This window comes from Treponema sp. UBA6852 (genome assembly GCA_002449305.1).
Lineage (GTDB): Bacteria > Spirochaetota > Spirochaetia > Treponematales > Treponemataceae > Treponema_D.
This window is the reverse complement of the sequence record DKDI01000037.1, coordinates 44,379-55,291: the sequence shown is the minus strand read 5'-3', so window position 1 is coordinate 55,291 and position 10,913 is coordinate 44,379. Positions and strand designations below refer to the sequence as shown.

Genomic DNA, 10,913 nt, shown 5'->3' with positions numbered 1-10,913 from the left:
AAGCGTTTCTTGCTTTTGCTGTCCATCCCTGATTTATGCCTTTCAAAAAGCTTGCGGCTGACTGCCGCAGGTGGACATCAATATACCGCATTTCCCATGAGCGTGTCAACACCTTGATATGATTTTTTCTCATTTTTTTTGTTTTTTTTATATCTTCTGCAACAACCACCAAAGATGTTCTCTTATTCAAGAATCCCGCGGGCTCACTTGATAAATCCCGAATGGGGGGGGGTAAAATAGACAATGCTGATTTTTTTTCAGCGGAATTTCTTTTTAAGGGTAAGTTTATGAAAAAGATTGCTAAGATTTTGCCTGTGCTCGCAGTTTTTGCCTTTGCGTCCCCGTCTGTAATGTACAGCCAGAAGATTCCGGAAGGATTTGTAAAAATTCCTGCCGTTTCAATTGACGGAACAGAAACATGGAAGCCGGAATCAGAAGTATTTGTAAGCGGACGTAAACTTGAAATCGCCCCGTTCTACATGAGCGACCATGAGGTAACACGCGGAGAGTACAAGGCTGTCATAGGAAGCGACCCAAGCCGTGTCCCTGCTCGCAACAAGAGCGGAAAGGAGCTTACGGGTGACAATGCAAAAAACAATTCTGCAACCGACGTCAGCTGGCTTGATGCGCTTGTATACTGCAACACGCTTTCTATAAAGGAGGGGCTTACCCCCTGCTATGCAATTGGCGGAGAAACAGACCCGGCAAAGTAGAAAAGAACTCCTTGGGGAGATACTCCGAACGTTTATGATAGAGAATTTTACGAATGGACCTCCGGAGCACAGTGCGACTTTTCGGCAGACGGCTACCGTCTTCCGACAGAGGAAGAATGGGAATGGGCGGCGCGCGGCGGCGAAAGCTACACTTATGCCGGAAGCGAAAAAGCAGACAAAGTGGCATGGTATGGCTACCTTTTTGATGCTCTCTTGGGTTCGGATTGTGGGGAAACAAGGGATGTAAAGACCAAAAAGCCAAACGGCTACGGACTTTACGACATGAGCGGAAACGTAAGTGAATGGTGCTGGGGCTATAACTCCGACGGTGCACATGGCGGTTCTTGGGCCGATGTCCCGGAATGTTGCACTGTTTCGTACATCGACTACGCAGTAGAAAAACATAGGCGATACGGCACCGTTGGCTTCCGCGTTGTCCGCACTGCAAAATAGCGTTCTACATCATGTTCTTACGTGCGCACGTCAGACAGGCCGACACATTCTTGCAAGGCCCCCTGCCCAAAATTCTTTGCAAGGGGTGCTGACAAAAATCCTTTGTGCTTCTTTTACAGAGGCTATTTATAAGTGAAATAGTCGTTTGCCCCCTTTTTTCCATATCCTGGTTCAGAATCATAAACTGTGTGGTAGAAAAACAGGCGTACAGTTTGCCCTTCCTGTTTTGTCAAAAAATAGACATTGAAATTATATCTTCCATTTCTATTATAATGAAAGTTTCTTTCATCATAAAATAACAAATCTTCATCAGAGAAATCAAAAGAAACAGTATCACCTGAAAGTTCGCCTTTATAAGCTCCCAGCCAGCCCCATCTTTCATCAAAAAGTTCACAAACAACATCACCTAAGCAATTTGCATTTTTAACTGAAATTCCTTCAAAGCTAAGAATTCCGTTTTCATATTTCCTTTCAATATGAGGATTGCTTAGTATCTTTATTTCACCTAGTAAATTTTCACCTTTAGCCACAACTTCAACAATAGACGAGTAGCCTAGGCGCACAGATTCTTTTCCGGTTTCATTATGATTAAGATTCGCATAAAAGCTGTATTTTTTTCCATTGTCAACAAAAGGAAAATAAACGGTTCTGTTATTTCCACTCAAATCAATATAAGCTGTTGTCTGCCAATATCCATCATCTTCAGATTTGTACACAATATCTGCGCCATTACATCCATCAGGCAGATTGGAAAACATAAGTTGAATTCCATTTCCGCTTGGTGAGTTGTAGGCTGAAAGGCAATTTATTCCAGTTTTCTCATTATTATTTTCGTTTCCAGAATTTACCAAGCCAGATAACTTTTCATCATCAAGCGAACCGTCAGCCTTGCATCCACAAAACATGGACACCACAGCAAATACGCAAAGTGAAATTTTCAAAAACTTCTTCATAACAATTCCTCCAAGAATTAACAGAAATGGCTCTCAATAAAGAGCAACCCCTATTTTACCCCCCCCGGGATTTGTCAAGATATTTTGTAAAATTTTAATGTTTTACATTTGCGCATCTATTTTATAAAATAAGTGCATGTTGAATTTTTACGGAATAGTCATTGCATTTGCGTCATTTTTTGTAATTGGAATTTTTCATCCGATTGTTATAAAAGGCGAATATTATTTTTCTGAAAAAATTTGGCCGGTTTTTCTTGCGGCAGGAATTTTATTTTGCGCAGTTTCTGTTTTTACAAGCGGAATTGTTTCAGTTTTATGTGCGCTCATGGGAAGCGCGTGTCTTTGGAGCATAAAGGAACTTAAAGAGCAGACAAAGCGAGTTCAAAAAGGCTGGTTTCCGCAGAATAAAAAAAGAAGGCAAAATGCTTCAATGCAAGGAAAAATTTCAGAAGCAATAATAATCCGGCCGATTCAGAAAAAAGACAACGAGCAGCTGGCTTCTATAATCCGTGCAATATTTGAAGAGTTTGGAGCGCCAAAAGAAAATTCAGTTTATTCAGACAAGGCTACAGATTTTCTTTTTGAAACATTCAGCAAAAATAAAAAATCAGAATATTTTATTGCGGAACACAACGGAAAAATTCTTGGAGGCTGCGGATACTTTCCAACTGAAGGGCTTCCGGCGGATTGCGCTGAAATTGTAAAATTCTATCTTTGCCCGGACTCACGCGGAATGAAAATTGGAACGAAACTTTTCAGTCTTATTGAAGAGCGCGCAAAATTGGCAGGCTACAAAAAACTTTATATCGAATCGTTCCCGCAGTTTTCAAGCGCAGTTTCAATGTACAAGAAAAATGGCTTTACAGAACTTTCTTCACGGCTCGGAAATTCTGGGCACACTGCGACAACAATTCACTTGATAAAAGAAATTTAAAATTACCTGCATGCCATATATGCAATTGTAAGAGCATCCTTTGCAATGTTTTTTACGATTGCATACTCGTTTGGCTGATGCGCAAGTTCATCCATAGTTGACCAGACAACAGCATCAATTTCGGCATTTCGAAGTCCTGCGGCAACAGTTCCTCCGCCAATGCCAACAAAGCGAGGTTCAATTCCGTGGACATTTTTTATGGCTTCAAAAAGTTCTTTTGCAACAGGAGATTCCACAGACGTCGCTTTTGACTGTTCTGCCTGAAGTTCTTCAACTTGAATTTTTACGCCGTAAATTTCTTCAGTTTCCCGAATCACTTTATTCACTTCCGCTCGCACTTGGTCAAGAGAATACTGCGGAAGAATGCGGCAGTCCGCGCAGAAAATATCATCGCCCGGAATTATATTCACACCTGAAACATTTTGATATTGCATTGTCGGCTCAAAAGTTGAACGCGAAGGCTCAAACATTTTATCATGCGCATTGAAAACTTTTTCAAGATTATGAATTTTTAAAGCAAGATAACTTGAAGCGAGTTTTGCATTGCATCCTTGATCAGGGCGAGAACCATGCGCTTGTTTTCCAATTGTATGAAACTTAAGCCAAAGAATATTTTTTTCCGCGACTTCAATTGTCTGTCCTAAATGGTCTCCGCCGTCTGGAATAAGAATTCTATCATCCGCTCCAAAAATGTTCTTGTGGTTTTGTATAAGAAAATTCATTCCGTACTTTGAGCCAACTTCTTCATCAGCCATAAACAGAAGCTTAATTGTATGAGCGGGAACAACATTCTGTTTTACAAAACTCAGTGCCGCAAGAACTCCACTGCAAAGTCCCTGCTGATTGTCTTCAACTCCTCTGCCAAATATTTTTCCATCCTTTTCAATAGCTTGCCACGGATTTGTATTCCATAAAGAAGGCTCGCCTATAGGAACAACATCAAGATGAGCGCAAACCCAAATACAAAAATCATTTTTTTCACCGGGAATTTCAGCGACTAAATTTGGGCGGAATCCGGCAGGAACTCTTGAGTCAGGAGCATCATAATGCTTAAGTTTTTTTATTCCATTTGACAAAAGCCAGTTTTCAAGTGCCGCGCATTTTTTTTCTTCACCCTCGCCGCCATTTTCAGGAGCAAGAGCAGGAATAGAAGTCAAAAGCTTTTCAAGCTCCACCATGCTGCAAGTATTGTTTTCTATATAATTTTTTATTTTTTCAAAATCAGAATTCATATTTATATCCTAGAAAAGTTTTGAAAAATTATAAAACAAAAAAGCCGCCTGTTTCAACAGACGGCTTTGTGCAAAACTAATTTTCGCTGTAGTACTTTAGGTAAGCGTCATAGGTTGATTTTATCAAAGTATCAACATCGCTGTATTTTGGTTCCCAGCCAAGAACCTCTTTTGCCAGTTTAGAAGAAGCTGTAAGCTGAGCCGGATCTCCTGCGCGTCTGCCAACATATTCTGCAGGAATTTCTTTTTTCGTTATGCGGCGTGTAGCTTCAAGCATTTCTGTAACAGTAATTCCGTTTCCTGTTCCAAGGTTAAGAGTAAGACTTTTTTTATTCTTGGCAATATATTCCAAAGCAAGAACGTGAGCAGAAGCCAAATCCGTTACATGAATATAATCGCGGATACAAGTTCCATCGCGAGTGTCGTAGTCGTTTCCAAAAACCTTGAGTTTATCGCGCTTTCCGCAGGCAACTTCCATCATTACAGGAAGAAGGTTCGCCGGATTTCTTTCAAGTCCGTAAATAACGCCTTCAGGATCGTAGCCTGCAGCATTGAAATATCTAAGAGCCGCAAATTTTAGATTCTTAAGCTTGTCATACCACCCCATGAATTCTTCAATTTTAAGCTTTGTAAATCCATAGTAATTTTCAGGATTCTTAGGATGATTTTCATCAATCGGAAGATACTGAGGCTCGCCAAAAGTCGCTGCGCTTGAAGAGAAAACCATGTTGAGACAATTGTGGGCAACGGCAGCATTCAAAATATTTAAAGTTCCGTTTATGTTGTTTATTGAATATTTTTCCGGGAAAATCATAGATTCGCCGGCAGCCTTGAACGCAGCAAGATGAATAAAAGCATCAAATCCACGGGCAAACGCTTTGTCCAAATCTTCTGGGTGAAGAATATCGCCTGCAATGAATTCATTTTTCTTAAAAAGATTCTGGATAAGTCCGCTTGAAAGATTGTCAAAAACTGTAACTTCGTGGCCTTTTGCCATAAGTTCTTTTACAACGTGGCTTCCAATATATCCAGCGCCACCAATAACTAAAACTTTCATTTGTTCCTCCCATAAAAAGTCAATGAGAAAATATCAACTTCCGATTTGACTTTTTAAGCTGTCCCGCAACAAAGTAAGAAACAGCAGTTGATAAAAAAGCTTGCAACGCAAACTTGTAAAAATAAAAACTGACACTATTTTTGGCAGTTTTTATTTAGACTATCTTGAATTAAACTGAAAATATAATAATCCAATAAAAGTAATTTTTCAATTTATATTAAAAAAAAATGCGCAACAAATTGCACAAATTCTCATCATGAAAACGCCTCTAGTTTTTCAGCAGCACAAAGCCACTGAGCATTGAGCTCTTCAAGTTCCGAAGCAATTTTTGAAATTTGAGATTGAACAGATTTTGCAGTTTCGCCATTTGAATAAACTTCCGGCAAAGAAAGCTGGTTTTCAAGTTCCGATTTTTTCTCTTCCGCCTCAAGAATCATGGCTTCAAGTTTGTCTGCTTCTTTTTGAATTTTTCTTTTCTCAGAATCACGTTTTTTTTGCTCTTCCCAAGAAAGTTTTGATTCAGTTTTTTGCTCTGCTTTTTTAGTTTCTGAATCCAAAACTTTTTCGCTATCCGCAGACTGTTCTTCTTCAATGCGCTGCATATAATATTTGTAGTCGCCGACAAATTCCCTGAAAACACCAGGATGAAGCTCCAAAACTTTTGTAGAAAGATCTTCAATAAATCCGCGGTCATGGCTTACAAAAACAATTGTTCCGCCAAAACTTTTCAAAGCCTCAAGCAGAACATCTTTTGAATGCATATCAAGATGGTTTGTAGGCTCGTCAAGAACAAGAAGATTCACAGGACGAAGCAAAAGTTCAAGCAATGCGATACGGGATTTTTCTCCACCGGAAAGCACATTGATGCTTTTAAAAACATCGTCGCCACGGAACAAAAACGCGCCAAGCATATCGCGGAGTTTAGGGACAAGTTCAAGAGGCGCATTGTTTTCCAAACGCTCAAGAATTGTTTCACTGCCATTTATTTTTTCCGCGCTGTCCTGACTAAAATATCCAACTGAAACTCCTGCACCAAGTTTTACTGATCCTGAAAAATCCTGATCAATTCCTGCAATGATTCTAAGCAAAGTTGATTTTCCGGCTCCATTTCTTCCTGCTACAACAAGACGCTCTCCGTTTTCTACAACAAGATTCAAATTTTTTATTACATCAGGTCCGCCGTAATTTTTGCAAATATTTTCCAACGTAAGAACAAGACGGCCGGCATGAGGTGCTTCTGGAAAACTAAAATGAATTTTTTTAAGGTTCTCTGGAATTTCAATTTTGTTTTCAAGAATTTTATCAAGCATTTTTTGACGCTCTTGTGCTTGAGCAGCTTTTGTCGCCTTGTATCCAAAACGCTTTATAAATTCTTCAAGATGCTGAATTTCCTGCTGCTGCTGTTCATAGGAAGCAATCAGAGAGTCAAGTTCAACTTTGCGCACTTCCTCGTAATGCGAAAAATTTCCAGGATAACGTTTTAAAGTTCCATTAAAAAGTTCATAGACTTCATTTATTGTGTGATCCAAAAAATAACGGTCATGGCTTACAAGCAAAAATCCGCCTTTAAAATCTGCAAGAAATTTTTCAAGCCAATTGCGCGCCTCAATATCAAGGTAGTTTGTAGGCTCGTCAAGGAGAAGAATGTCCGGACCACACATAAGGGCTTTTGCAAGCGCAATACGCATCTGCCATCCGCCAGAAAATTCTTCAGTCCTTTTTGTAAAATCAGAACGCTCAAAACCAAGGCCAAGCAAAACCTGCTCAGCAAGAACTTCACGCCTATACCAGCCGCTGTTTTCTAGTTCAGCCAAAAGTTCTGAATGCTCAACTGCAATCTTGTTTGAGTTTTCAGGATTTGACTTTAAAAGCTCACCAAGAGAATCTGCCTTATTTTGAATTTCGTATCCCCAGTCAAACGCCTTGTCCGCCTCTTCCTTTAAAGTGCAGCCTGAATGAACAAGCCCGCTCTGCGGAAGATATGCAATGCGCGCATTTTTTTGAGCAATACGTTCTCCAGAATCAGGTTCTGAAATGCCAGCCATTATTTTTATTAAAGTTGACTTTCCCGCTCCGTTTGCGCCGGTAAGAGCAGCCTTTGTTCCTGCTTGCAAATTTACAGAAACGTTCTTTAAAATATCTCTGTCGCCAAATGCAAGAGAAACTTTTGAAAACTGAATAAACGCCATAAAAAACCTATTTTTATAAGCCAGTCGAAAGAATTAGAGTTTTTAGAATTTTGAAACTGGCTCAGTTATTTTACTTTTGAAAAAACAAAACCATAGAATTCGCAGGAAGAGAAACTGAATAATATTTTCTTCCAAAACTATCGTCGTATTTTTCAACTATATTCGCATAAGCAAGCCTAAGTCCGTTTACTTCTTTTTTATAAAGGAAATTGACTTCACGGCTGGCATTTTCAAAATGGAATGTTGCAACTCCGTCCCACGAAGATTTAAGAGTTCCGTCAAGGAAATATTTCATTTCAACAATTCCAAAACCTTTTGAGCCTGAAGGAATTACAGACGGAACAAGTTTAGAAAATCCACTCCATCTGAAAATATTTCCATCATTAAAAGAAAGCGTTCCATAGTTTCCGCTTTTGAAATCAGGTCCAAGAGATTGGATAGATTTATAAAGACCTTGCCGCTTGTTTTTTTCTGCAGAAACTATTTCATCAATTTTTACATTTCCATCAAGCGAAACAAAATTGTAACTCTTTGGTTTCCCGCCTTCATCTGTGTATTTTACAATTATGAATTTTGAATTCCGCGGAACAATTTCAACAGGAGCATTTTTTGCCTTGTAATCTCCATTGTCGGATTTTTCAAATTCAGAATACGGAAAACTTACATTTAAATTTGGAAGACTGATTTTTGTAGTGCCAGAACTATAGCCTGAATCAAAACCGTACCCCGGAACAATGTAATTCAAGTCAATCTGCTTTTTAGAAATCATGGCTCTGTAATATTCAGGATACCAGGCAGTTGAAAGAATTTTTTCAAGAGTCTCGTCAGTTTTTTGAGACTCAACAACTTCCGATCCAATTCCGTAAGTTCCATCCAAGTTCATTTCAAAAAGCCTAAGATTGTAGCTAAAGCACCAGCCTTCAGTTCCGTTGTCAGTAATAACATGAAGCCATTCACCAGGAAGAGGAACACCGCCGTTTGTAGGAGAAACGCCCTTGCCTTTATAAAGCGTGCGGATAACTTCATTTTTGCGCAGACGGTAAACTTGCTTTGAAGTGTTCACTTGCTCCGCGCGGATTGGAAGTCCGTCTAAAACACAAAAAGCGTATTTTCCTTTGTACTCAGAATATTTTTGTGCGCGCTTCAATGCTTTAGATTTTGATTCAGGAACGGAAAGTTTCCATAGAGGAACTTCTATTTTTTCTTTTGTTTCAGGAACTCCAATTACATAAACTTTAGAAATGTTTGACTTTAAATAAACAGGAACAACTGTTCCATCTGGAATTTCTTTTTCGCCGACATTCCATAATAGAACTCCATATCCAATAATTCCAGAGCATGAAGAAAAAATCAGCATAAACAATGAAAATGCAAAAAGAAAGAATCTGTTTTTCATGGCGGATATTTTACAAGATTTTATCATAAAGTTCTACAAATGAAGCAAAATTGAATTTTTATATTTTTTGATATAATATGAAAACATGAAAGACGAAACAATTCCATTAAGAAAAGACATCCCTGCAGAATACAAATGGGATCTTACACAGCTTTATAAAACAGATGAAGAATGGGAAGCGGACCTTAAAAAGATTCCTTCACTTGTAAAAAATTTCGCATCATTCAAAGGAAGACTGTCGGAAAGCAGCAGCATTTTTCTTGAAGCTTTAAAAGCAGATGAAGCGCTTGACCGTCAAATTGAAAAAGTCTATCACTACGCAAGCCTTAACAATGAGGCTGACCAAGGAGACAGAGCCGCACAGGAAAAATACAGCCGTGTAATGATGGCATACACAGCAGCTTGCTCTGAAACAAGTTTTTTTACACCGGAACTTCTTGCAATTCCAGATGACAAAATAAATTCTTGGATAGAGCAGCCAGAATTTAAAGACTACAAAATATACATTCAAAAAGCGCTTCATGCCAAGCCGCATATTTTAAGCGAAAAAGAAGAACGCATAATGGCTCTTCAGTCTGAATCAGGTCAGACAGCCTCAAATGTTTTTTCACTTTTAAATGATGTTGACATGAATTTCGGAACTGTAGAAGTTGAAGGAAAACAGCTTCCGCTCACGCATAGCACTTGGAGCGACTTTGAAGAAAATCAGGACAGAAAAATCCGCAAGGAAGCTTATGAAAAATTCTACGGAGTATTTGAAAGCCACGCAAACACCCTTGCAGCCTTGTATTCAGGTTCTGTAAAAAATGATATTTTTCATGCACGGGCACGCGGCTACAATTCATCTTTGGAAGCAGCTCTTTACGGTGATAAAGTTCCTGTGAGTGTTTATAAAAATCTTATAGAAACAGTCCACAAAAATCTTGACACCCTGCACAGGTATTATAAAATTCGCAGAAAAGTTCTTGGAGTTGAAGAACTTAGGCACTATGATGTTTATGTTCCGCTAGTAAAATCTGTAAAGTCAAAAATTTCTTATGACGAGTCTGTTGAGATTGTAAGAAACGCACTTGCAGTTTTAGGAAACGAATACACAGACACACTTTGCGGCGGACTAAAAGGAGGCTGGGTTGACAGATTCGAAAACAAAGGGAAAAATTCTGGAGCATTTTCAAGCGGTTGCTATGAAGGCTATCCGTATATTCTTTTAAATTACAAAGACACTTCATTGCGTGATGTTTACACAATGGCGCATGAGGGCGGACATTCAATGCATTCATGGTACAGCGTCCGCAACAATCCATTCATGTCTTATGAATACACAATTTTTGAAGCTGAAGTCGCATCCACATTTAATGAAGAACTTGTGTTTGAGTATCTTCTTAAAAACGCAAAAAATCATGAAATGAAAAAATATCTCTTATCTATGCGCGCCAACGACATTCTTGCAACTTTGCACCGCCAGACAATGTTTGCAGAGTTCGAGCTTAAATGCCATGAAGCTGTAGAAAACAACGAGCCTTTAAGCACAGAAGCAATCCGTAGCATTTACAGAAAACTTTTAGAGCAGTACTTCGGACCTGCAATGAAATTTGAAAAATCCAGCGACATGGAAGGACTTCGCATCCCGCATTTTTACAATGCATTCTATGTGTATAAATATTCAACAGGTATTTCCGCAGCCCTTGCACTTGCAAAGAGAGTCGTCAACGGAGGAAAACAAGAACATGATGACTACTTTAAATTCTTAAAATCCGGCGGCTCAAGATACCCAATTGAAAGTTTAAAAGTCGCAGGCGTAAACATGGAAAGCACAGAACCTGTACAAGCAGCTCTTGACACATTCAAAGAACTTGTTGATCAGCTAGAAAAAGAACTTATGTAAAAAACTCGGCATATAAAAAAATCACAAACCACCCGTCAAACGGGTGGTTTGCACTTAGCCTATAAGGCTAGGGTCTCAAGCTGAGACTTAAGTCCCAAGCT

8 protein-coding genes and 1 pseudogene are annotated in these 10,913 nt (G+C 39.1%); 3 read left to right on the top strand and 6 right to left on the bottom strand.

Going from position 1 to position 10,913, the window contains the following annotated elements; translation table 11 throughout:
- The coding region (locus B3209_RS08525; protein ID WP_296690471.1) for a hypothetical protein at positions 1–190 on the bottom strand (190 nt) is incomplete at its 3' end.
- Between the two features lie 31 nt (positions 191–221).
- Between B3209_RS08525 and B3209_RS11750 the strand changes: the two are divergent.
- Positions 222–1,166 (top strand): annotated as a pseudogene (locus tag B3209_RS11750) (formylglycine-generating enzyme family protein).
- Positions 1,167–1,288: 122 nt separating this feature from the next.
- Here B3209_RS11750 and B3209_RS08510 read toward each other — a convergent pair.
- Positions 1,289–2,119 carry a hypothetical protein gene (locus tag B3209_RS08510; RefSeq protein ID WP_296664285.1) on the bottom strand — a complete coding sequence of 277 codons (831 nt, stop codon included), beginning with the start codon at positions 2,117–2,119 and terminating at the stop codon, positions 1,289–1,291.
- 136 nt (positions 2,120–2,255) lie between these two features.
- Here B3209_RS08510 and B3209_RS08505 point away from each other — a divergent pair, with 136 nt between their 5' ends.
- Positions 2,256–3,053 carry a DUF4491 family protein gene (locus B3209_RS08505; protein WP_296664284.1) on the top strand — a complete coding sequence of 266 codons (798 nt, stop codon included), beginning with the start codon at positions 2,256–2,258 and terminating at the stop codon, positions 3,051–3,053.
- A gap of 2 nt (positions 3,054–3,055) precedes the next feature.
- On the opposite strand, the gene B3209_RS08500 is transcribed toward B3209_RS08505, so the two are convergent.
- The 4 genes from B3209_RS08500 to B3209_RS08485 all read right to left on the bottom strand — a co-directional run bounded on the left by B3209_RS08500 (position 3,056) and on the right by B3209_RS08485 (position 8,927).
- Positions 3,056–4,285, bottom strand: a complete 1,230-nt coding sequence (locus B3209_RS08500; protein ID WP_296664283.1) for a M20 family metallo-hydrolase — start codon at positions 4,283–4,285, stop codon at positions 3,056–3,058.
- 76 nt (positions 4,286–4,361) lie between these two features.
- Entirely contained in the window at positions 4,362–5,342 is a 981-nt protein-coding gene (galE, locus tag B3209_RS08495) for a UDP-glucose 4-epimerase GalE (RefSeq protein WP_296664282.1), read from the bottom strand.
- Between the two features lie 254 nt (positions 5,343–5,596).
- The gene (locus tag B3209_RS08490; protein ID WP_296690468.1) at positions 5,597–7,531 is read right to left on the bottom strand and encodes an ABC-F family ATP-binding cassette domain-containing protein; all 1,935 of its coding nucleotides are present in this window, start codon (positions 7,529–7,531) and stop codon (positions 5,597–5,599) included.
- Between the two features lie 70 nt (positions 7,532–7,601).
- Positions 7,602–8,927: an SH3 domain-containing protein gene (locus B3209_RS08485; protein ID WP_296663912.1), complete on the bottom strand. Its 1,326-nt coding sequence runs from the start codon at positions 8,925–8,927 to the stop codon at positions 7,602–7,604.
- 85 nt (positions 8,928–9,012) lie between these two features.
- On the opposite strand from B3209_RS08485, the gene pepF reads away from it, so the two are divergent.
- A complete protein-coding gene (pepF, locus tag B3209_RS08480) occupies positions 9,013–10,812 on the top strand; it encodes an oligoendopeptidase F (RefSeq protein WP_296663914.1) in 1,800 nt (599 codons plus the stop codon).
- Positions 10,813–10,913: the final 101 nt, after the last annotated feature.